The organism is Barnesiella propionica (assembly GCF_025567045.1).
In the GTDB taxonomy this organism is placed as follows: Bacteria; Bacteroidota; Bacteroidia; order Bacteroidales; family Barnesiellaceae; genus Barnesiella_B; species Barnesiella_B propionica.
Genome location: NZ_JAOQJK010000006.1, coordinates 151,016 through 175,536, shown reverse-complemented (window position 1 = coordinate 175,536; position 24,521 = coordinate 151,016). Strand labels below are relative to the sequence as shown.

Genomic DNA, 24,521 nt, shown 5'->3' with positions numbered 1-24,521 from the left:
ATGGATAGCTTTTTTGTTTTTATATATTTCTATGGTTTTTCGGTAAGTTCGTTATCGGGTATCCAGTAATATAGTTTTCCGTAAGGTTTTCCTATTCGTAGCTTTTTGTTGAATTTCAGAATTAATTTTATATATTCTTTTAAAGTTTCCGGATTCAAAATTTTTGGTTTTTTATCGGAAATTTCCATTAATTTTCCAATAATCAAATTTGTATCATTTATCTTATAAATATTGCTTGATGTTTCATCGATGATAAGAATATAATCGACATCATCATATATATTACAATAATTGAAACGATAAACGCCAAATTTTTCGGATATAAATAAGCTATCTGAACGTATTTCTTTTAGACAAATGTCTGTTTTCTCAAACTCGGAAGAATTTTTGATTTTTTCTTCTTTTTTTAAAAAAGAATATAATTCTTTTCGTAGAAAATAATCATAGGTGTTTTGAGTATGCCCTTGAAATACAAGACAAATGAAAAATATGAGTATTGTAATTTTCATATATTTATAGATTTATATATTGAGGAGATACAGGTAACATTTTATTATATTCATTAGTCTGAATGATAGATTGCATTTCTTTTTGAATTGCAGGTATTTCAGGATCAGAACTGCAGTTGCCAGATTGAGCATTGGGATTTAATACGTGTTCAGATTCATGAACACCGACTTGTCCTATTCTTTCTGTTAAAGTTGGCACGTTTTTTAATAGAAGCTTATCTTGTTGAGATGCCCCAATAATTTGTAATAATGAATTTAATTTTAATTGTTCGTTTATCGATTTATATTTTTGTAAATCGTTTTTGATATTTTCAGGAAATATTGTTATTATAGTTTTTCCATTTTTTGTATATTGTGTTAATCCTAAATATGAATTAGTTGTTTCATTGCTCAAATGCATGGTTATAATTTTTGAATGGGATATCATCTTTGTTAATTGCTCATTTCCTATAGGAGTAAGCATCATTGCTTGCCCTATAATTTGAACATCATTAGTAACATTAGAAGACCAACCTGCTTTAACTGAGTACGTAATAGGATTACCTTGAGTATCCACAATTCGCTTTCCATCATTGTCTATATATTTTATAGGATTATTGGCACAATTTGCATATGGACTTATTGAGTAGTATCGTTCTGCTTCTGGATCAATAGAGATATATCTACTCCTTGTATAAAATAATAATTTAATAGAATAGTGTGTTATAAAACTATCAATTCTATTTATTTCTAGATTAAAATAGTTAGGGTCTATATTAGCTATATTTTCATTATTGCTTGTTATATTCTTTTCTGTTATTTGATTCTGTTTTATAAATGAATTGTCTGAATAACAATTTAAATTTATAATTAAAAAGAATATGGAAATAAGGATATTTTTCATAAAAAATATAAAGATAAGAATTGATGCAATATATTTGGAATAAAATAATTATGACATTTTGTTTACAGTTTTGACATTAAGGCCGAATGACGGTTTATAAACTCCTGAAAAGCGGCTTTATAAGAATCGGATATAGGAATGTACTGTTTGCCGAATATGATCCGGTTACGTTCTATTACTTTTATTTTTCCGGGTTGTACGATGAATGAACGGTGAACGCGCAAGAACTTGTTCGTCGGCAAAGTCTCTTCCAGCGATTTCAGGCTCATCAGGGATAGGATCGGGTGAGATTCGTTTTCGACATATATTTTTACATAATCTTTCAATCCTTCAATATAAACGATGTCTTTTAGAGGGATCTGTACCAATTTGTAATCGGCTTTCACAAAAATGAATTCTTTTTCTTCGGTGTGAGGCACAAGTACGGAAGAAGATCTTGTCATCTCGAACCATTTCAAAGCTTTGTTTGCCGATTGGAGGAAATCGGTATAACTGACAGGTTTCAACAAATAATCGAGGGCGTTCACTTTATAACTGTCCAGAGCATATTGCCCGAAAGCCGTAGTGAAAATAATGCGGCATTTGTCTCCTATGATTTTAGAGAATTCCATACCGTTTAATTCAGGCATTTGAATATCGAGGAATATAAGGTCTATATTTCCTGATGTGACTGATTCTACGGCTTGTACAGCCGATGAATAACTGCCTTCCAGTTTGAGGAACGGCGTTTTTTTGATATAACTTTCCAACAGTTCTGCTGCCAGAGGTTCATCATCTACGATACAACAGTTAAGGGTCATGGTAATTCCTCCTTTTCCTTTAGAATAATAGTAAGCCGACAGAAATATTTTTCATTGTCGTGTTCTGTTTCCAGTTGATAACAGCCGGGATAAAGCAGATTGAGTTGACGTTTCAGATTATCGAGGCCTATGCCTGATCCGCTTTTGTCCTGAGCATTTTTAGGATAATAACTATTTTCCGTATAACAACTTATCATATTAGGGGCCAGTTCCGAGATTTTTATGATTAGATAAGACGGCTCGCTGGCGCTTATGCCATGTTTAAATGCATTTTCTATGAGTGAAATGAATAATAAAGGGGCTATGAAATGTCCGTTGCATATTGGGTCGGGTATATCTACCGAAACTTTAATATCCCTCGAAAGCCTCAGTTTCATAAGTTCTATATAATTGCGGATGAAATCCAGCTCTTTTTCTATAGGGACGAACCGGCTGTTATTTTCGTAGAGCGCGTGGCGCAGGAGCTTGCTTAATTCATGAACAGCGCTTTGAGCTTTTTCGGGACTTATCGCAATGAGTGAATATATGTTGTTGAGGGTATTGAACAGAAAATGAGGGTTTAGCTGGTTCTTCAGATTTTTCAGTTCGGCCTCTGTCCTGCTTTTTTCCAGTTCCTGCAGTTCTTTTTCGGATAGTATCCACCGGTTTGTCATTTTTATTGCGACACTCAATCCAGCTGTCAAAATCAGCCATATCATATCTCTGGACATAAAAATGAATTGGTCTATTATCGGTCTTGGCCTTATGTGCACAGGAACCTGGTTTTTATGGAACAGATGGGTGATAAGTCCGGCCAGAACAATTATAAGAACGTTCCATAAAATAAAGCGGACAGTCTGTTTGCGAAACAGCAGGCGGTCTATCAACCAGAAATAATTGCTGTAAAATACCAGCATATAAGTGAGGGGAATTACCAGGAAGTCTTTGTAACCTGAAGGTGCGGGGCCCGGACCTCTTTTTTCCAGAAATAGAAAAGGAATACCGAAAAGCAAAGCCCAGGTAAGTATATGTATAAAAATATTTACAGTACGTTTTTGATTGTTCAGGTTCATGGTGTTTCTCCTTTTTGCAAAAATACTATTTTATTTTTTAATATTATTCGTAACGGATAGCTTCTATCGGATCTAAGTTCGAAGCTTTTCGTGCGGGATACCATCCGAAAAATATTCCTGTTACGGAGCATACCAGGAATGAGAGTATGACCGAATACAGTTGCACATAAACCGGCCATTTAAATACGATATTGACAAGCGCGGAAGCTCCTATACCCGATATGACTCCTATTATCCCCCCTGTAACACTGATTATAACGGCTTCGATGAGGAATTGGGCGAGGATATCCCGGCTTTTGGCTCCGATAGACATGCGCAGTCCTATTTCACGGGTACGTTCGGTAACCGAGACATACATGATATTCATGATGCCTATACCGCCTACCAGCAGTGAAATGCCGGCAATGCAGGCGAGGAGTATGGTCATCATGTCGGTTGTAGAACTCAGCATGGAGCTGAGCTCTTGTTGTGAACGTATACTGAAATCATCTTCGTCGTTTAATCTGAGTTTATGGTTACGGCGGAGGATGGTGCTGATTTCTTCGGTCGCCAGGTCAGTCATGTCTTCCGACAGGGCAGAACAATAGATACCTTGCAGATAGGTGATGGCCAATACTCTTTTTTGTATGGTCGTATAAGGAGCCAGTACCATATCGTCCTGATCCATACCCATGCTGTTGTAGCCTTTAGGCGTGAGCGTTCCTATCACTTTAAACGGTATCTTGTTGAACCGTATGATTTTTCCCACCGGACTGTCTCCTCCCGGGAACAGGTTGTCGGTAATGGTTTTGCCGATAAGGCAGACTTTTGCCGAAGTTTGTATATCTTTATCGGTAAACATGTTGCCTTCTTCTACCGATATTTTGCGGATATCTAGATAATCCTCGTTAATGCCGTATATGGTGCTGGGATAGTTATTCGCCCCGTTGATGAATTGTCCGCTGCTGTTTACCGACGGAGAACAGGAAGACACGTATTCGGTATCTTCGCTTATCGCTTTGAAATCTTCCAGTTTAAGAGTTTGCATATCCGATGCGCTTTGTCTTACGCCTCCGCGTTCCATGTTTCCCGGGTGGATCATGATCATATTGGATCCCATCTCCGATATCTGTTCCTGTATGCTGCGTTTGGAACCTTGCCCGATGGCCAGCATCGTGATGACGGATGCAACCCCTATGATAATTCCCAACATAGTAAGGAAACATCTCAGTTTGTTGTTATTCAGGGCTTTTAATGCTATTTTTGTAAGATTTCCTATATTCATGAAATTGTGATTTAGTCGTCCTCGGCCGGTAGCTTTTCCAGCATTTCTGTGGCCGATTCGGGTTTAGGATTATTTGTGTCGTTTATGATTTTTCCGTCACGCAATACGATGTTCCGGCTGCTGTATGCTGATATTTCAGGATTGTGGGTAACAAAGATGATAGTTCTCCCGCGAGCGTGTAATTCCTGGAAAAGTGCCAATATCTCAAAAGAGGTGCGTGTATCCAGATTTCCGGTAGCTTCGTCCGCAAGAATAATAACCGGGTCGTTTACCAGTGCCCTGGCAATAGCTACTCTTTGTTGTTGTCCTCCCGACATCTGATTGGATTTGTGATTCAGTCTGTCCTGTAAACCTACCGATCCGAGCGCAGCGATGGCTTTTTTCCTTCTTTCTTTAGAAGATACGTCGGAATTATATAATAAAGGTAGTTCCACATTTTCTATAGCTGTTGTTTTAGCCAGGAGATTATAAGACTGGAACACGAAACCGATCTTCATATTTCGCAAAGTCGCCCTGTCGTTTTTTCCCATTTCACGAACCGGGACGTTATCGAGAAAATAATCTCCCGAAGAAGGTGTATCCAGGCATCCCAGTATGTTAAGCAATGTCGATTTGCCTGAGCCGCTGGTTCCCATGACTGTTACAAATTCGCCGGCTTCTATAGTGAAACTTACACCTTTCAGGGCGTGCACCGTTTCATTTCCTACAATGAAATTCCGGCGTATATTTTCAAGACGGATAATTTCTTTTCCCATATCGTTCTTTATTTTTTTCCCGGAGGTTTAGGCATGAACGGACTTTCTTCTTGTTGTTTATCCGTTTCTTGTACTGTGGAGACTCCGGCTTTACGGTCTGTTATGACTTCTTCTCCTTCCTCCAATCCCGATTTTACTTCAATGTTTATCCCGTTATCCATGCCGGTAATGATTTTTCGGGGAGACAGGCTGCTGTTCTCTTTTACCCATACGATTTTGGAGGAATCGTTTTCAACTGTAAGTTTTTCTTGGGAAAGCATATGCTGAGTTTTTCCGGATGGTAATTCAGGTACGAAGCGGAGCGCTTTCAGGGGAATATTAATAACATTCTTTCTTTCCGATGTATAGATCGTTATATTGGCTGTTAAGCCGGGTTTGAGTTTCAGGTCAGGATTGGGTGCGTTCACGATTACTTCATAAGTCACTACGTTAGAGGTGGTGGTGGGCTCGAGCCGTACTTGCGTGATGTCTCCTGTAAATACGTCGTTAGGGAATGCGTCTACGGTAAAGCTTACCCGCTGGCCTTCGGTTATTTCTCCTATGTCCGCTTCGTCCACATCCGCCACTACCTGCATTTTTCTCAGGTCATTAGCTATGGTGAAAAGTGTTGGTGTAGAAAAGCTGGCAGCTACCGTTTGTCCTTCATCTACGGCACGGGAAATGACAACTCCGTCGATGGGAGAGTAAATCCTGGCATAGTTGAGATTTGTTGTTGCTTTTACCAAGTCCGCTTTACTTTTTTCATAATTGCTTTTTGCTGTTTCGAACTGATATTTTGCTGTTTCGAATTCTGTATCGCTGATCAGCTTCTTGTCATATAATTGCTTTTGACGGTCAAAGTTTCTTGTCTGATAGTCGTATTCTACTTTCGCCGCATTCAGAGTTGCCGTACTCGAAGCCAGTTCTGCTTCCAGTAAGGTACGGTCCAGTTCAGCAATAAGTTGCCCTTTGGTGACGATGGAATTGTAATCGACATATATATGACTTACGATGCCTGATACCTGAGTGCCTACTTCTACCTGGGTAATGGCTTCTACGGTTCCTGTAGCTGTTACCATATTCGCTATGTCTCCCCGTGCTACTTTAACGGTTTCAAGTGTGAATGTTGTATTTCCGTTTCCTTTCAAGAAAAGAAAATAAGCACCCGATATAAGCAGAATGATAACGATGACGAGTAATATTATATTTTTCTTTTTCATAAGATTATTATTTTATTCTAAAGTAATAGGTTCGTTATTATAATAGTCGAGTAATTTTATGTTCAATAATGCCAGATATTTCGATTGAATTTCTTCTTGGCGGGCCGATAACAGATTGTTTTTAGCCGTAAGCATTTCGAGCGTATTCTTGATTCCTACGTAGAATTGTTCTTCCACCAGCTCGTAAGTTGCTTGTGCCGATTTCACGTTTTCTTGCGCTGCCATATATTTATTCTGTGCCGAACGGGCATCCAGATATGCATTCTCTATTTTTTTAAGGAGTTCTTTTTGTTGGTTTTGTAATTCCAGATTACTGTTTATAACCTGTAATCTTGCTTTTTCTACCGAAGAACGGGTACTCCGGTTGTTGTATATGGGGATCGATAAAGTAAGCCCGATTTGCTCATTCAGTTTATTTTTCAGCTGTGTACCGAATCCTGTTCCGGTTCCTGACAAACTGCTCGTTCCTATACCCGCATTGAGGGATAGGCTGGGCCAGTATCCGGCTTTGGCTTTTGAGACGGATAACTCTGCTATCTCGTTATTTATTTTACTGCTTTGGATAGATGGTATGAATGAAAGAGCCGTTTCGTATATTTGTTTTTTATCGGGAAGGGGCTTCAATATGTCACTATTATCCAACTCGGGAGATGCCAACTTCATTTCATCGTCCATACCCAGTTCCAATAGTTGTTTCAGATCCAGTTTCAGTCCTTCCAATGTTGCTTGCGAAGTGACCAGCTGATATTTGTCGTTACTGTACTGGGATTCTATTTGAGCATAATCGCTGCGCGATATGGAACCCGCGTCCAGTAATGCTTTGGAACGTTCTTTTTGAGATGCCGAGACCTCCACCGTTTGTTCGTTTATTCGGACCGATTCCTCAGCATAAAGGATTTGCAGGTAGTTGCTGAGAATAGAAAGCTCTATATTCTGCGAAGTTTCATCCAGATCATATTGTCCTACCTTCTCCTGTAATTTTTGTTGCTTGATAGTGCTGGTGCGTTTTCCCCCGTCAAAGATTGTCCATGATGCATCCACTCCATAAGAACCGTTATAGAGATTATGGCTTGTATTCTCTTCCGATATAAAAGGATTGTTTAGATAAGAATGAGAGGTTGAAAAAGATAAAGAGGGAAAAAGTTGCGCCTTGGCCTCTTTGGTATCTATCCGGTTTCCTTCCAGACTGATACGTCCTTGTTGCAGACTGATGTTATGGACGTGCGCATAATCTATGCAGTCCTGCAGAGTCCATTCGGCCGGCCGGTTGTTTTGTGCATATAAATATGGAACGATGAATAAACCTGTAAGTATGACGATAATTTCACGACGATTCATATCTTGTCTCTTTAGTTAATATGACAAAAATAGATGTCGGTCGGGATAGGTACAATTATAATATAAGATAATCCTTATTTTGCCGACAGGGAATATGTTTTTTACGATATGGTGCAATAAAGAAACGGCATTTTTAAAATTGTGTTTTTGAAACTAAATGTATGAATAATTATCATTAAAAAACGCCTTTCTCCATATGGAAAAAAGGCGTTTTGAAATATAAATAAGATGGTGTTAAGCGAAAGCCAGTACCATCATTTGAGCGGTTAATACTCGCAGGAACATCGTCAGAGGATATACAGTAGAATAAGCTACCGAAGGTGCATCGTTTCCTGCTATTTTGTTGGCATAGGCCAGAGCAGGGGGGTCGGTGCAGCTGCCGGATAACAGTCCCATGATTGAATAATAGTTCAGTTTGTAATACCCTCTGGCTACGGTTCCTACCAGAAGTAACGGTATAATGGTAATAAGGAATCCCCATAGAACCCAGACAAGCCCTCCTGACGCGACGGTCTCCACGAAATTTCCTCCTGCGGATATACCGACACTCGCCAGGAATAAACATATTCCGATTTCCCGGAGCATAAGACTGGCACTCGTCGATGTGTAAGTCACCAGCTTCATTTTGTAACCAAAACGCCCTATGAGTATTGCGACGACCAAAGGACCTCCGGCAAGTCCCAGTTTCATGGGAATAGGCATACCGGGAAAAGCGAACGGAATGCTGCCCAATATAATACCCAGAAAAATACCTATAAATAGTGTGATCATATTAGGTTCGTTCAGTCGTTTCATAGAGTTTCCCATTTTCTCAGCCAGACGGTTGATGTCATCCAGTTTACCTACGACCGTAATTCGGTCCCCCATTTGTAGATCGAGGTTAGGTTGAGCCAGCAGATCAACACCCGAACGGTTGATACGGGTGGCGTTCAGGTTATATCCCATGCGCAGGCGTAAAGAGCCCAGTTTGCGTCCGTTGTATTCCGATTTAGTTATCAATATTCGGCGTGATACGATAGGAGCTGGTATTGCTTCCCAGTTCATTTCTATAGGAGTCCCTATAAATGCTTTCATCGCGTCTTCGTCAATAACTGAGAGTACTGTCAGTAGTAAATCACCTTCCTCCAGTTTCGTGTCCGAATTAGGTATGATGACCTCATCGTTCCGTTTAATGCGGGATACTACGAAATTCCGGTCTATGAGTGCGCTTAATTCCTGAATGGTACGTCCTACGATTAATTTGTTCTCTACTGTGTAAGTGACGATATGCGGTTTAAGCGTACTGGCTTCCTTCTCTTCTTCTATTTGTTTACTTTCTTTTTCCAGACGTACTTTAAATATGGCACGGATAATAAGCATCGCCATGATAATTCCGATTACTCCTAAAGGATAAGCCACAGCATATCCCAGGGAAATAGGCCGGTTGGCAATTGATTCGGCCATTACAGGATTGAGGGCTCCGTCGAACTGAAGTTGTGCGATAGCCTGTTCTGCAGCACCCAGCCCCGGGGTATTGGTAACGGCTCCTGAAAGAATGCCGACCATCATGGGCATTTCAATATTGCCGGCTCCGTAATAAATAACGAGGGCAACAACGATATTCAATGCGACGATGCAGACGGCCAGCATGTTTAGCGTAAGCCCTCCTTTCTTGAAAGAAGAAAAGAATCCGGGGCCTACTTGCAATCCTATAGAATATATAAACAGGATAAGGCCGAACTCTTTTACGAAATGTAGAATACTTTCGTTAGCTTCAAAACCGAAATGTCCGACGAGTAATCCTACGAAAAGCACGAAAGTGACACCCAGGGATATTCCGAAAAACTTTATTTTTCCCAAAAGTACTCCCACTGCTATTACGAAAGAATAGAGAATGACCGTGTGTGCCACAGATGCATTGTTAAATAACAGATTTTGTATCCAGTCCATATGAAAATTATAATATATATATTTATTTGTAGGATAAATTTTTGATATTAAGGCGGTTGTCTCGTTAATCCAGCTGATGGATATCTTTGTTTTTACCAGTAATTTTTTTTCAATCCCAAATTTTGCACAAAGGTAGACAATTTATTGATTAAGCGTAATGTTTCCCGGTCTATTTTCTACGAGTTCTATTATATGAAAGAAGAGTCCTTATAATAAAAAATATACCGGCTTGAATTAAGGCCGGTATATTTTTTATGAGGACAATTTATTTCAACTTCAAGAATCCTTCCAGTTTTCCCGTAAGCCATATAGCGCTGCTGTTACTTACCGTGTAAGCCCATAACAGGGGAATGAAACAGAACATGAAACGTTTGGCAGAATATGCGAGAACATTGCCGATGCTATCCCAGATGTAATCTACGTGATATAATACCAGTATATAGAACAGCATGGACAATACGATCATTATCAGCAGATTCAGCCCGATACGGTTCTTGATAGTTCCCCAACTGTTGAAGATTACGGCTAAAGCAAATGCCGCAAAACTCCATCCATAATATAGAGGATTGGTAAAAAGAGCCCATAAACCGTTCCAGATGGTTGATAGTTTTTCTGGATCCCAGAACGGATGTGAGATAACGGCATTTTCGGAATAAAATCCGTTGGATTTCATGAATATGTTCCAGATGATCATTGGAGATAATACGACGATAGTACATATTCCCAACTGTTTATATTCTTTCCGGCGGATGCTGTCTATCAGGAATAAGACACCTGCAGCAGCAACGAAGACGATACCTTCGGTACGGCACCATAAATTAGCAGCCAGTAAGGCTACGCCCATATACAGATCTTTGTTTTCTCTCTTACGTAACCACAAGGAAAAATAAAGGATTCCGGTAGAAGCGATTCCCGCTTGTATGACATTGGTGATAGACATAGAAGAGAATGAAGTCATTTCGGGGGTGAGCAATACGAAGAATGTCGCTATTGCAGCTCCAGTATTTCCGGCCATACGGCTTAACACGGCATAAAATGCGATAAGGAAAAAGAGATATGACAGTGCCGGAATAATCTTGGAAGTTTCTGCGCCCAGCAAATACACGTAAGCATAGCTTAATTGCACCATAGGGGTGTAGCTAATAGGACTTCCTGCATTATGAATAGTTGGGATATAATCAGAAGTGAAGAATGACAAGTTTTTAAGTGTATGCTCTCCAGCTATGATGAATCCGAATGTATCGAACGATGTAAGGCTATCCCTGTCGAAAGTTGGAAAATACATGCATTTGGAGAAATTCATGTATTCGTACCAGGCAACGAGGGCTAATAATAGCAAGCAGACCAGATTGACCGATGACCATTCAAAAGAAATATTTTTTAGTTCCGTCTTTATCTTTTTTCTGCGTAGCCAGGTCGGTATATTCATCAGAATAAGCAATACCAGTCCCGAACTTAATACGGATGTGGAAGTAAGAGCTATACCGATCCAGTCTATTAATAACATAAGTAAAGTCTGGCAAGCGATGCCTAAAGGGAATGACAATCCTATTTTTTCCAGCCAGGAAAATTTAAACGAGATCGCGTTTACTAAAGAAAATCCGATGAGGATTGTTAATATAATACCTGTGAATAACATGTTAGTTCTGATTTTGTGTGGGAAGATTGACCGGTAATACGGCAAATTGGTATTCTTCGGGAACCGGATAATTGAGACGATCGCGTCCGCGTCCGTTCACGATTGCTACATGTGTTATCTGTCCGGCGTACGGGCTGTCTTTTAATTCGCTTGGCGTGACAAGCTTGCGGGGAAAAAGGAATCTTGTAGCCCATACCTTATTATACGGTTCCTGCCCTTTAAACTGACTTTCCGTTCCGGGAGGGAAAAAGTCGTTCCTTTCCGGATATAGTATAATAGCATTAGGAGGAGTTTGTTCCCTGATAAATTTTAGATATGCGTACGACGTACCCAGCTTCATCTCGTATTTTTGATCCGTGGTAAGTTTCGGGTATTGTTTGATAAGTTCCATATTCTGTTTAAGCATGCCCTGCGTTATCCATTGGTAACCAGGTTGTTTGAATACGAAATGGCTGATAAGAAACCAGCAAATGAGAGCCGCCACTCCGTTTTTACATACCCATATGAAGTAATCGAAAAACGAGCGTTTGTTCTCTTTCTTGTGATTGTCAGATGTCATGGTGTGATTATTTATGAAAACGATATTTGACTAAAGTCCAGATAGCTTCGATGCCGTCGTGCCATTTAACTTTTTTCCCTTCCTCTTTGGAACGGGGATAGTAATGGATAGGAACCTCTTTTATCTGGTAACCCCGTTTTGCGATTTTTGCGGTTACTTCGGGACAAAATTCGAAACGCATACATTCTAACGGAATAGAACGTAATACGTCGGCGTCGAACATTTTATAACACGTAGGTTCATCGGTAAGCCGTAAACCATAAAGTATATTCGCGACGATTGAGACCAGCCGTCCTCCCCAGTAAAATGTTTTATATGAATGAACATTTTCTTTTTTGAGGAAGCGAGAACCATATACGACTTTGAATTCTCCGGAAAGGATAAAAGGTAACATATCGGGATAATCGGCAGGATCGCATTCCAAGTCGGCATCCTGTATGGTTATTATATCTCCCTGAGCAACGGCTATTCCGGAACGTAGTGCCATCCCTTTTCCCTGATTTTGCTTATGATTGACAAATGTGACCGGTACTTCGGGGTGAGTCTGTATGTAGGTCTCGATGCGTTCTTTGCTTCCATCTTTAGAACCGTCGTTAATAACCACGATTTCTTTGGATAGCCCGTTGGGAAGATGGACTTTATCCAACTTATCAAGGATAAGATGTACCGTGTTTTCTTCGTTGTACACAGGTACCAGAATGGATAGAGTCCTATAATTTTTGGTCATAAAACAGATGATAGTAATTTAAAGTTTTAAAAGTAGATATATTATATTGACTGTTGGCGATTATAACCCTTAAAAGATGTGAAACAGGTGTTGACCGGCATGGAATGATGTTATGGTTTCGTTTGTGAAATAATGAAAAAGATGCCGGATATATAAATATATCCCGGCATCTTTTAATAGAATCAATTCACTTTATGCTTAGAAAACCTCGGATATCTACATTCACATGCCGAATTACGAGTTTTGGGTTATATAGTAATACATTAATTTAGAGGCAATATCTTATTTATCTCTTTTAAAGTATTAATTTTAAAATCGGTTTGTCGTTTGCTTGCTACAGACACTGCTTTAGGAGTAAGCCAAGCCGTTTTGCATCCTAGTTGAGACGCCGGAACAAGGTCTGTCTGCAGAGAATTACTTATAACTAAAATCTCTTCCGGTTGCAGGTGTAAAGCAGAAACACCCTGACGGATTATATCGTTATACCGGACATTTTCATTCGTTTCAGATTCTATGATATCAGTAAAATAAGAAGCTACTCCGAAGTCGATCAGTGTATGCAGTACATTTCCATAAGATTCCGAGATAATTGCCAGTTTGTATTTTTGGAATAAAGTTTCTAGTATCTTTTCATTTTCCTTTATATTCATTATCGCATGATTATAACACATAGCGGCTAATTGCTGCGGAAGCATTTCGGTAGTCCTGTTTTGGGATATCAATCCGTTCTCTATAAGATAGCTTGCCTGTAAAGAAACTTTTATCAGTAATACTTTATAGAAGTTGTCTCCTTTTTTTATGAGCTTTTGGTTCTTTATTTCATTTTCGGCATAACGATGAGCTTCCAGATAATTGGCTTTATTAATGGGTACAGACATCTTTTGATAATTTTTCCAGATAAGGTCGAACCAATCTATGCCGTTCGTATCTATAGTGCCACCGTAATCAAAAAGGATTCCTTTAATTATATTTGTATTACGAGTTTCCATAATTCTTCTTTTTTTCTGTTACAAAGATATAGGTGACTATTGGAAGAGGAAAGGTCATTAAGCCTTATATAATGTTCTTTTTCTCTTATATATATGGGTGAAATAGTAAATATTATATATATTATGGTGTATATTTCGTATATATGAACTCTGGAAGAGATACAATCAGGAGAAAAGAAAGGGATAATTTTATAAATATTCCCGAAAGAAGGGCGGAACAACTGTTTTTTATTAATTTCGTACTAAGAAATAAATAAAGGTGTATATGACAGGACTTGTAATTTTCGATTTGGACGGAACTTTACTTAATACGATCGATGATTTGGCGATAAGTACCAATTATGCTTTAAGCCGGTGTGGTTTTCCGGAACATGATAAAAGCGAATATCCGTATTTTGTCGGGAACGGGATTAACAAATTATTTGAAAGAGCGTTGCCGGAAGGAGAAAGAACATCTGAGAATATTGCATACATGCGTCGTTATTTTCTGGACTATTATTCCGATCATAATACGGATTATACTGTTCCTTATCCCGGAATCACGGTTCTTTTATCTCAATTGGTATCGCGCGGTATATCTTTAGCCGTGGCATCTAACAAATATCAGGAAGGAACAACTAAGCTTATAAACCATTATTTCGGAGCGCTTCCTTTTGCAGCGGTTTTCGGGCAGCGTGAAGGGGTGCCACCGAAACCCGATCCGGCAATTATAAATGATATACTCCGAAAAACCGGGATCAGGAATAAGGCCAATGTATTATATGTAGGAGATTCCGGGGTAGATATGCGTACGGCCCGTAATGCCGGGTTGCGTTCGGTAGGTGTGACTTGGGGATTTCGCTCCCAAACCGAATTACGGGAGAATGGAGCGGATGTCCTTGCCGGTAAGCCCGAAGATATATTACGTTTTTTGTAAGAAAAACGGCAACTCCGCTTCCCAGCGAAAGTGCCGTACCACCAAAATATATAGAATAGTTTAATCGAAAAAAATAGTCGCTTATTTCTATCTCTTTTTCTCTTGATTACAAATATAGAGGAAGTCGGGGGAGATTAAAAATAAAATCGACCAATCTCCTGAATATATCGGTGAAAAATTGTTCTTTTACCGATGATTCGTTACTTACCGGCTGCTATGTTGTCCTGAGCCATTGCTTTGATTTTCTTCGTACCGCTCCGATATGGCATTCCAGTCTATTACGTTCCATAGCTGTTCTATGTAATCGTTCCGGTCGTTTCTGTAATCGATGTAATAAGCATGTTCCCACAAGTCCGAACCGAATAATGGTTTGAGTCCCGCTTTAAGTGGATTGCCTGCATTCTGTTCGGAGATGATATCCAACGTACCGTCTGGTTTTTCAACCAGCCATACCCATCCTGAACCGAATAACTTACGTGAAGCTTGTGTGAAATTTTTTTTGAAGTTATCGAAATTTCCCCATTGTTTTTCGATGGCTTTTGCCAGAGCCCCGGTGGGAGAAATATGAAGGTCGGGCGAGAGGGAATTGAAGAAAAAAATATGATTCCATAATTGAGCTGCATTGTTGAACAGCTCTCCTTCGGATTGAATGACAATAGTTTCCAAGTCTTTTCCTGCCAGCTTATTCCCTTGCAATAACCGGTTGGTGTTATTTAAGTAATTTCGTACATGTTTGTCGTAATGGAAGCTCATGGTTTCAGTACTTATATAAGGTTCCAGAGCTCCCGGGGCGTAGGGTAATGGAGGCATTTCGAAATATACGGCATTGGTCTGTGCCCATATGCCCGGTATGATACCGGGAAGTCCCAGTAAAAAGAAGATGATAAGAAGATTCTTTTTCATTTTGTTATGATAATTAGGTTTATATATTATAACCTTCAGTCAGAAGATTTGTTTAGGATAGTTTCTTTTCTTTTTATTATATTGACGTACTTTGTTCAACACTCCTCCTCTATTGGTTGTTGTATAAATAAAAAACTAAAAAATAAAATCATGAAAGGAATGAGTAAAAGTATAAAGATCGGGATGATAGCAGTAGTGTGCAGCTCGATGGTGATGATGGGAGGGTGTTCTGCCTATAAGAATATGAGTAAAACAGGACAAGGTGCTGTCGTTGGAGGTGGTTCCGGTGCGGCACTGGGGGCCGGTGTCGGTGCAATTGCCGGAGGGGGCAAAGGAGCCTGGATAGGTTCGCTTATCGGTGCGGCGGTGGGTTCGGGTGCCGGTGCACTCATCGGGCATAAAATGGATAAACAACAAAAAGAACTGGAAGCTGAATTGAAGAATGCCCAGATAGAGAAAGTAAAAGATAGTAATAACTTGCAGGCTATAAAAGTGACTTTTGACAATGGAATTCTTTTCGCAACAGGTTCCAGCACCCTGAGTCCTTCGGCACGTACCGATTTGAACGGTTTGGCAGCTAATTTACGTCAGAATCCCGGTACTAACGTTCAGATTTTCGGATATACCGATAATACGGGAGGACAGCAGCTCAATGAACGTTTGTCATTACAGAGGGCTCAATCGGTCGCTAACTATCTGGTAAATGCAGGGGTGAATTCCACTCGTTTGTCGGAACAAGGCATGGGATGGAATGATCCGGTTGCCAGTAATGCGACACCTGAAGGGCGTGCCCAGAACCGGCGTGTGGAAATTTATATAACAGCAGGAGAACAAATGATTAAAGATGCCCAATAAGGTTTTTGGTTATTATATATAACGATTTTATCTTGTCAGGGAAAGACGTACCGATATACCGTAATTACTGTTAGTAATAGGATATGAAGTCGATGAAACCAGAGGTTTATTCACCTGTCGGTCATAGTAGGCACCTAAAGTAATACGTTTGCTCAAGACATAGTTTGCCGTGAATTTTATTACATAACTGGATGTACCTGCAGTTGCCTGGGTATAATTCTGATCGATACGCCTGATAAGAGTGGACGTATTCCGGAACGAAATATCTCCCGTAACGGTAAGGTCGTTGCTTACTCCGGTTTCGCGTCCTTTTATTTTCAAGATGGTATTGAAGTTCGCTATTTTATAACCGGCTCCTATGGTAAAGTCTCTTGTACTGCCTTCGACCAATTGTCCTGCGGCGGGGTTGAGGGTTAGCGTACGTGAATCTTTATATTCTACATTTCCGGTAATATTATTTTTCATCGTCATTTTAAATCCGATGAGAGGAGCAAACCGTTCGATGAGAGATACCGAAGATATGTCGTATGGGGAGGACGGTACGAGTGTATTGTTCAGTTCGTCGGTTATAAAACCGAAATTACCGTCTGCTTCCACCCAAGTCAGGTATGAAGAGTAAGAGCCTACCGTGTAGGTACATTGATATGCGTGATTCAGCGTGAAACTTTTAAAATGCTGTCTGAAGAAAGGCAACTGCATCAATCCGTCGTATGTAACGCGCCAGTTCGGCAAGATGCTGGATAACGAAGGGAAAGGCGACAGACCTATTTTTCCGGCATCGCTTCCCGTATATGCAGCCAGGAATGCAGGGATCATAACATCGGGAGAGTTCCTGTTGATCTCGCCTATCGGCATATTGTTATCGGTTGCAATACCCTTACCTGCAACGCTGTTTTTCTGGTAATTCAGATTTGCGTATTTCCGGGAGAGGCGGGATGCGATTATTTCACGATTTCGCATAAATTCATCGAATGCGTCGCTCTGGTATCCATTAGATGATTTGGAAGAACGTAACGCGGTTTTTATAGCTACATGAGTTTTTGTATAACTACCGCCCCGTAATGTAGGCATGTCGTCATACATGAACTGTATCTGGTTATTGCGGTTGTCCGTACAGTTTCCGGTGAAGTTTATTTTGAGTCCCCGTATAGGTTCCAGTGCCACTTCTATGTTCAGTTCGGTTCCTTTATTTATGATGGCGGGGGTTACCTGAGATTCGTCGGCAATAAGCCATCCGCGATCCTTTGCTTTTCGTATATAACTTTCATCGGTGAAACCAAATGCGAAATCCAATCCCGGCGAGAGAGGTCCAGCCGTTGTTGATTGTCCGAATATATCACCTACATTGGGACGGAACAGAGGGATAGACATACTGTTATTAGTCCGGTAACGGACGCTTATGTTCCTGACCATCATGGCGGTGCGTAACGAATATTCCGCAACGCGCGTCCAGAACTCGTTGCCGGCATTCTTCACAGGTACGATAGTTATTTTCCAGCGTTCTTTTCCCTTATTAAGTATCTGTACACTGTTAGAGTCCATTACCTTGTACTTAACCTGTACTAGTTTGCCTGTGTTATCCCGGGCTGTTACTTTCACCTTTTTATTATTCAGGTTATGTCTTAATTGTACGGTGGTATCTTCACGCAATGTAACCTGCCGTTCAAATTTTCTTTCTTTTTTTGACGTTTTGTTGGAAAGGCGTGAACTGGTGGAGAACTTGCGGTTGATGTCTCTCAGATACCGTGATTTGTTATATAGTTGTTCGAAATTGAACCGTCCGTCGAAACTGAGCTGGGCCTGATTGTTGATATTGTTTCCCAGGTCGGTTTCATCGTCGACTTGCACTCCCCGGTCCCAGCCGTATGTAGCATTATACTTGGCGGATAAAGAAAGATAATCCAGTACCGGTATCTTATTAAACGGTACGTTATATGTTGCATTAAATGTCTGATTATAATTCCAGGGAGTTCCCAATTTTTTGACACTGCTCCATACCGTATCTTTCCATGCTTCGTATTCATCATGGAAAAGACGTTTGTTCACCGGTCCGCTAGGTTCTTCGATGCGGGCGTTTGTCATGGTTTGCAATGACAGGTTCAGGGATTTGAATAAGTTCCATTGTATAGACATTTGCCTGTCCCATAAAAAGTTTTTACTCACCGAAACGGGAAGTTCATATCCGGAGGAGCCCGATTCTGTCAGGTCACGTAATTGCTGTTCGTAATAATACCTCGATATATTCGTACTGAATGCTATATTGGTCGGCAGATAGTTGATCTCCATTTCCCTGAGGAATTTTACATGCTTCGAATTGCTCTTTATGAAGCTGAATGGTTTTAGTGGCGGTACATAGGGAGTGTAGCTATACGTAAGATTTCCCCGGTGGTCGTATGTATTCTCGTATTGTGTGGTAGGGTTCTCTTTACTTTGCCTATTGTAAGAATAACTGGCAGTAAGGTTGGCCGGATCGTAAGGCATCGGGTTCTTACTTTGTATGTCGACTTTTGCTCCTGATATGCTGAAGCCTTCCACCGTGATTTTATCGATAGACATGGATTTAATAGAATCTTTTTCGGCTTTGGAGCCGGCATTGTCTAGTGCGTCTTTCAACAATATATCCTGGTCGAGAGGATTATATTTCGGCATGGTTTTTTGTTTCGATATCGAGTAAAATACGGGTAGTTTTACTTTCGCTTTTTCAGGGAAGAAACGTCCCACCTCTACCATTGTAGCGATATTATATTGATAATAATCGTCGAGTCTGCGCTCAGTCAGGCTCTGGTCTATTCCTCCGAAACCAACTGTTTCCACCTGTCCCCCCAGGTTCAGCGTAGCTATGTCCGATATGTTCAGGTTCATATTGGCTTTGGCAGCCCATCCGCCGCTTTCATCAAAGTCGGTCAACCTCATTTCATTTACCCATATAGTTCCCTCTTTTGTGGCGTTGGAGTTGTTTCGTATACCTATGAAAATTGTACGTACATCCGATAAAGACGGATTACCTACTATCGTTACTTTGTTTTGCGGTTTTTCAGGATCGTATTCCGAATAGCGGGACTGGAAAGTAATTCCTGAATTATCTTTGCGTTTTTCGGTATTTCTTTTCAGTTTAAGATCTGTGAATACCGATAACGGGAAATCGAACATATTCTGGCTGGGCCATACAGCTTCCTGATCCTGAGAATTATAGGTATTATAAGTTCCGGGTGCAGTAAGGACCAGAGGTATTTCATATTCATAATAATTGGAACGGCTGTCAGTACCGATACGCAGGAAAACGGTCAAATCTCCGTTTTTCAAATTGCTCTTGTCGTCTATTAGTTTTTCTGCGTGTGTAAACATTTGCAAACGTTTGTAGCTACGCATGTCAAGTCCGCTGTTCTTATATACGGCCAGAGCTTCTCCTGATTTCAGGTCGGTTATTTTCAGGGACATCGCTTGTTCGTTCAGTTGTGTGATCTGTGATTGTCCCGGATCGATAATACGGGTTACACCAGGAGGCAGTACGTAGTTGACCGGGGTTTGTCCCGCATTTTCTTCTATATTTACGACAGAGATATCCAGTTTCCCTTTTACAGGTTCATCGACCTTACTGTCGGGGTTATAATCGTAGTTTCTCCATTCGCCCCGTACCAGTTCCAGTGTGGCGAAGCGAAGATGAGTTTCTTTTTCGAAATCGGTCATGAACATACGGATAAAGCGGATGGTCTTGAAATCCTGTATAGATCCTATCTTTGTGTCGTAGCTTTTTAAAGGTATCTTGAATTGATACCATACAGCTTCGGTCTCTTGTCCGTTACGCAGTTTGACCGTAGCTACGCGTTTGTCCGTAACATAGTTTTTACCGACTTCGAGATCTTCAGGGCGTAGAGATACTTTGTATTGATAATAGCGTTCGTATTCGTTCAGCGTGTAGTCCTGATTGATATCTTCTACATCGGGAACCGTACGCGAAGACATATAATACTTGTCGTTAGCCTCTTTTTCCGATAGAGAGTTCCCTTCCGTTCCGTTATATCGTTTGTACCGTTTCAGTATGCTCGCCTGTTCATTATCGTAATCTTCTCCCCGGTAATAGTGATAATTATCTCCGGCGGGGTCATTAAGGGGAGAGAACGGGTCGTTCAGCATCCGTTCTTTGGCGCCAACATTCAGTTTACTGTTTAATTGTTCCAGATATGTGGCATAGGCAGGATATACGAATTCTTCATCGGTGGAGAGACCATTGAGACCCACATCCTGTTGTTTACGGGGTACCGAATTGTCGAAACTGAATGTAAGTGACGGGCTCTTCGATACCTTTCCCCATACGGTATATGCTATTTGGGTAGTATCACCGTTAGCAGGAAGAGTGTTTTCTGCCGATTTCAGACCGTCTTTCAGAATGTCTTCCGATATTTCTCCCAGGTTGAAAAACAGTTCGCCGCCTGAAGTATTAGGATTGTTTTCATCCAGAAACGGATCCATCATCCAGAATTGTATGTATTCTATATTCATGGATTCGAAATCCGTATTATCCATTTTCTGCATAATACCTCCCCAGCGGTTTTTAGGATTGAGGAGATTCCCTTCATCATCAATGTTAGTGCCGTCCAAGTTATAAGGTCCTCTTTCTTGGGGATAAAAAGAAAGATTAAGCGTTTGAAGTACCGAGGTTTCTCCGTAGTTCAATTCTTTATTGGGGAATATTTCCCGTGAATTGATTTCCCGGACATAAGGATTGGATAATTGATCCAGATCGTTCTTAATATGGGCCGGGGTCAGGGACGAATTTTTCATGGTGAACATCCGGTCTATGTAATACCATGAGATTAATGCCCGGTCGGTACCGTATTCTATATCATTGGATTTTGCGGCGTTTAAAAAGAATTGTTTGCTCCTATCCGTTGGGTTGGGGTTATAAGGAGTTGAGGCGAGTGCCCAAGAATAAGGGGAACGCAAGTCAATTACGGTCTGTGTGGATTCGAAATCATCTATGTAAGACATTCCGCGCTGACTGCCTTTCTTCGATTTCCCGGGAATCAACTGTGCGAATTCTGCCGTTACTGCCAGGCGTGACGGGGCTGTGGCGTTCACTGTCGGTATTTTATTCAGCAGATTAGTCAGCCACAAGAATTGTGTGTTGTAGGACGTGTTGATTCCCCATAATGTATTATTGAGAACTTCATCCCCTATGTTCACTTTCTCGGTAAGGGATTTCTCAGATAAGTGCATGATAGTAGCCCCTACATTGAAATTTTTTGAAAAGGCATAGTTCAGGTCGAGTCCCAGCATGGTTTTCCTTTGCATGCTGAACATGGATTGGTTTTCCAATGTCACGCTGATAGGTGTTCCCGATTCGATAAGGCTCTGGTCCTGTATCGTAACGATACCCATAGAATAATCTACCGTATAATCTGTATTTTCGGTAAGGGTACGTCCTCCCGCCGTAACGACTACGGAACCGCGGGGAACATTGGCTGCGTTCAGCCTGATTTCAGCTCCGGAAGATGACTGGTATTCTCCGGTCATGACAAATTTGTTCTTTTCCGAGAATTGCCGGGCTACCGTGAGGGTAGAATCATATAATTCCTGAAAAATATAGTCTTTTGCAATATTGTCATTTCCGATTTTAGTTTTTAAATAATTACCGAACGGTTCTACGGAAGGAAAAATGATTTTTCCGTTTGCCGAAAGTACGGTGAAGCCTTCTACGAAGTCGAATATACCATCCGGATTAGCTTCTTGGTTGGCGTCTAACCGATCCAGGTTCATGACACGAATGAGGGGAATTCCTTTTATGTTGCCTTCGCTTATGTAGTTAAGCAATACTCCGGTCGTATCGCTGAGATATTTGATATTTAACCGGAACTTGTCTTTTTGTACCTGATATGCATTTAATGAATATACGTTCTTCATCATCAATTTCCAGATAGGAAGCTGAGGCGTAATGGTCGTGCCTTTCAACATTTTCAGAAACAGACATTGTTCTGTATTGGTAATATTACCGGAGAATTCACCCACCTGGAAAGTCTGTCCGTTATAAGTATACTCATAAGCTACGGCCAGTACCTCGTCGGGATTGAGCATCGTTTTCAGCGAAATATATCCTAATTGGGAATTCAATGTATATTCCGAACTTTCGAGTTTCCGGGCATTTTCTATTTTGACATAATCTTGCCCTCCTTCTATACCGTGAACACTAAGTCCTTCCAACGCTTGCGTAACCTGGCTGATGTTACGGGCGTCGGGATACTGCTGTGTGATAGTAGAGTAAAGATTATTAGCTGAATTCTGTGTATTGGGCTTACTTACTTGTCCTATCCAGAAATCGTTCGCTACTTTCTCATTTTCTCCCAGATCCATGAACGCTAGTATATTACGGGCCTGGTCATTGTTTCCTCGTTTATTAGTTACCCATACTTCGATGCGGCTGATACTCACTCCTGAAGAAATATATGGGAATTTGGCAATGAATTTATCGTAATTATCCCTGAAAAAATGGCCTAGAAAGAAATGACGGTTTTCGTCATACTGATCTGCGCTGAATTTGAATTCGGTCGTTTGGGCCCCACCTTTCGTGTTCACGGTTTTAGTTTCCGATTCTTGTTGCGAGACGAGAGCCGTAGCTGTTAATTTACCGAATTGCATCGTAGTTTTGATACCGAACAGGGCGGAGCTGCCCCGAATTAGCGATGAACCTGTGGTCATGCTTACGTTACCGGCTTCAATATTCTTGATAATTTCGTCTTCTTTTCCCTGATATTGCAGTTTCAGGTTTTTGGAATCGAAATCGAAAGTAGCGTCCGTATTGTAGTTCATGTTAAAACTGAGTTTATCCCCCACTTTCGCATTTACAGTTGCCTGTATTTTTTCATCAAAATCGAAATAGGTCTTTTTACGTGCGCTTTCTGGAATACCCGGGTTATCGGTTTTATTGGATTTTATACCCATATTCAGGTCGATAGACCCCTGGGTCTTTAACTGTACACCGCCGGGGCCGAATATTTTTTCCAAAGGCCCCAGAGAGAATTGCATATCAAGAAAATTGAACTCGTTCTTTTTATTATTGATAAAATTATCGGCATTCCGTTCCCGGTAATATTGCATCATCGATTGTTTCAATGTATAGTCGTTATACTCATCTGCCGATAACATGAAAGGAGTCGCAATTTCGGTGTCTCCTACTTTAGTGCGCATAACATAGCAGTTAGTGGTCGGGTCGTATTCCACTACGGTTTTTACGTTGGAAGGAGTCTTAAGGTCGGCAGGAGATTCCTTACCGATATCTTCGTATTTTTCGGGAGATGTTTTGGTGATGGGAAAATGGGTTTGGACACTATCCTTCTTTGCGGGAGTTTCTCTGGATGGAGCCTGAGAGGCAGGAGCGGGTGAATAGGCGGAGCTATATGCAGCATAAGCAGAGTAAATGCTTACTCCGCTAAACAATAATATAGTGTATATTAAAAATTTAAAGCTTCTCCTCATTCTTAAAAACCCCTGGTTGTTTTTGCGCACTTTACCGGTGGTTTATCACAACATTTTCAAGGCTACTTTAATGACTGTTTCCACATTCATCTGAGGGGATTCCTTCAGTAGCTTTTGAACAGCTTTTTGCGATTGCTGTTGTGAAAAACCTAGCATTACCAGTGCGGCGACCGCTTCATCAAATACATCGTTGTTCATCGGTGTACTTTCTAATAACGGGTCACCTGTAGGTTTTATTTTATCTTTGAGGTCAACAATTATGCGTTGAGCAGTTTTTCCGCCTATTCCTTTTACACTTTTTAGAATATTAACGTTTTCCGAAACGATGACCTGTTCCAGTTCAGACGGATTTAATGATGAAAGAATCATACGTGCGGTATTAGGGCCGACTCCCGATACCGAAATTAAGAGAAGGAACAATTCCCGTTCCCGGCGGGCGGAGAATCCGTATAAAAGATGGGCATCTTCACGTATTGCTTCGTAAACATAAAGTTTGGCATCATTCCCTTTTTGTAACGAGCTGTATGTATTAAGTGATATGTTAAGGAGATAACCTATTCCCATACATTCGATAACGGTTTCGGTAGGAGATAACTCTGCAACTTCTCCGGTGATGTATTCAATCATTGTGTCCTTTAATTAAAGATGGTACAAACTTACAAAATAATTCTCTTTGTAGAAAGTTTTCTTTTTGTATTCTCTATACCCCTTGACGAAGGCCGGGAGGTATATTT

At 40.7% G+C, this 24,521-nt stretch carries 18 protein-coding genes; 2 read left to right on the top strand and 16 right to left on the bottom strand.

Features of this window, described 5'->3' with window-relative positions:
• Positions 1-29 precede the first annotated feature (29 nt).
• The 13 genes from OCV73_RS09845 to OCV73_RS09785 all read right to left on the bottom strand — a co-directional run bounded on the left by OCV73_RS09845 (position 30) and on the right by OCV73_RS09785 (position 13,643).
• Positions 30-509, bottom strand: a complete 480-nt coding sequence (locus OCV73_RS09845; protein ID WP_147551751.1) for a hypothetical protein — start codon at positions 507-509, stop codon at positions 30-32.
• Between the two features lie 4 nt (positions 510-513).
• Complete coding sequence (locus tag OCV73_RS09840; RefSeq protein WP_147551749.1) at positions 514-1,392, bottom strand: RHS repeat-associated core domain-containing protein; 879 nt, start codon at positions 1,390-1,392, stop codon at positions 514-516.
• A 62-nt stretch (positions 1,393-1,454) separates the two neighbouring features.
• Positions 1,455-2,192, bottom strand: coding sequence for a LytR/AlgR family response regulator transcription factor (locus OCV73_RS09835; protein ID WP_147551748.1), 738 nt, complete (start codon positions 2,190-2,192; stop codon positions 1,455-1,457).
• On the bottom strand, positions 2,189-3,244 hold the full coding sequence (locus OCV73_RS09830) for a sensor histidine kinase (protein WP_147551746.1): 1,056 nt from the start codon (positions 3,242-3,244) through the stop codon (positions 2,189-2,191). Before OCV73_RS09830 ends, OCV73_RS09835 begins: the two co-directional genes overlap by 4 nt.
• A 43-nt stretch (positions 3,245-3,287) precedes the next feature.
• Positions 3,288-4,508 (bottom strand): ABC transporter permease, encoded by a 1,221-nt coding sequence (locus tag OCV73_RS09825; RefSeq protein WP_147551744.1) that lies wholly within the window; start codon positions 4,506-4,508, stop codon positions 3,288-3,290.
• A gap of 11 nt (positions 4,509-4,519) precedes the next feature.
• Positions 4,520-5,263 carry an ABC transporter ATP-binding protein gene (locus OCV73_RS09820; RefSeq protein WP_147551742.1) on the bottom strand — a complete coding sequence of 248 codons (744 nt, stop codon included), beginning with the start codon at positions 5,261-5,263 and terminating at the stop codon, positions 4,520-4,522.
• A gap of 8 nt (positions 5,264-5,271) precedes the next feature.
• Positions 5,272-6,462, bottom strand: coding sequence for an efflux RND transporter periplasmic adaptor subunit (locus OCV73_RS09815; RefSeq protein ID WP_147551740.1), 1,191 nt, complete (start codon positions 6,460-6,462; stop codon positions 5,272-5,274).
• A gap of 12 nt (positions 6,463-6,474) precedes the next feature.
• The gene (locus OCV73_RS09810; protein ID WP_147551739.1) at positions 6,475-7,800 is read right to left on the bottom strand and encodes a TolC family protein; all 1,326 of its coding nucleotides are present in this window, start codon (positions 7,798-7,800) and stop codon (positions 6,475-6,477) included.
• Between the two features lie 234 nt (positions 7,801-8,034).
• On the bottom strand, positions 8,035-9,729 hold the full coding sequence (locus OCV73_RS09805; RefSeq protein ID WP_147551737.1) for a putative transporter: 1,695 nt from the start codon (positions 9,727-9,729) through the stop codon (positions 8,035-8,037).
• A 265-nt stretch (positions 9,730-9,994) separates the two neighbouring features.
• Positions 9,995-11,368 (bottom strand): glycosyltransferase family 39 protein, encoded by a 1,374-nt coding sequence (locus tag OCV73_RS09800; RefSeq protein ID WP_147551735.1) that lies wholly within the window; start codon positions 11,366-11,368, stop codon positions 9,995-9,997.
• Position 11,369: 1 nt separating this feature from the next.
• Positions 11,370-11,927, bottom strand: coding sequence for a hypothetical protein (locus tag OCV73_RS09795; RefSeq protein WP_167551249.1), 558 nt, complete (start codon positions 11,925-11,927; stop codon positions 11,370-11,372).
• A gap of 7 nt (positions 11,928-11,934) precedes the next feature.
• On the bottom strand, positions 11,935-12,654 hold the full coding sequence (locus OCV73_RS09790; RefSeq protein ID WP_167551248.1) for a glycosyltransferase family 2 protein: 720 nt from the start codon (positions 12,652-12,654) through the stop codon (positions 11,935-11,937).
• A 263-nt stretch (positions 12,655-12,917) separates the two neighbouring features.
• Positions 12,918-13,643, bottom strand: coding sequence for an HAD family hydrolase (locus OCV73_RS09785; protein WP_147551733.1), 726 nt, complete (start codon positions 13,641-13,643; stop codon positions 12,918-12,920).
• A 265-nt stretch (positions 13,644-13,908) separates the two neighbouring features.
• Between OCV73_RS09785 and OCV73_RS09780 the strand changes: the two genes are divergently transcribed.
• A complete protein-coding gene (locus OCV73_RS09780) occupies positions 13,909-14,559 on the top strand; it encodes an HAD family hydrolase (RefSeq protein WP_147551731.1) in 651 nt (216 codons plus the stop codon).
• Between the two features lie 204 nt (positions 14,560-14,763).
• Here the strand turns inward: OCV73_RS09780 and OCV73_RS09775 are convergent, their stop codons facing one another.
• A complete protein-coding gene (locus OCV73_RS09775; protein WP_147551729.1) occupies positions 14,764-15,462 on the bottom strand; it encodes a superoxide dismutase in 699 nt (232 codons plus the stop codon).
• 150 nt (positions 15,463-15,612) lie between these two features.
• Here OCV73_RS09775 and OCV73_RS09770 point away from each other — a divergent pair, with 150 nt between their 5' ends.
• Entirely contained in the window at positions 15,613-16,317 is a 705-nt protein-coding gene (locus tag OCV73_RS09770) for an OmpA family protein (RefSeq protein WP_317244120.1), read from the top strand.
• 27 nt (positions 16,318-16,344) lie between these two features.
• Here OCV73_RS09770 and sov read toward each other — a convergent pair whose 3' ends face one another.
• A complete protein-coding gene (gene sov / locus OCV73_RS09765) occupies positions 16,345-23,787 on the bottom strand; it encodes a T9SS outer membrane translocon Sov/SprA (RefSeq protein WP_147551868.1) in 7,443 nt (2,480 codons plus the stop codon).
• 45 nt (positions 23,788-23,832) lie between these two features.
• The gene (gene ruvA / locus OCV73_RS09760; protein WP_147551727.1) at positions 23,833-24,414 is read right to left on the bottom strand and encodes a Holliday junction branch migration protein RuvA; all 582 of its coding nucleotides are present in this window, start codon (positions 24,412-24,414) and stop codon (positions 23,833-23,835) included.
• Between the last annotated feature and the right edge of the window lie 107 nt (positions 24,415-24,521).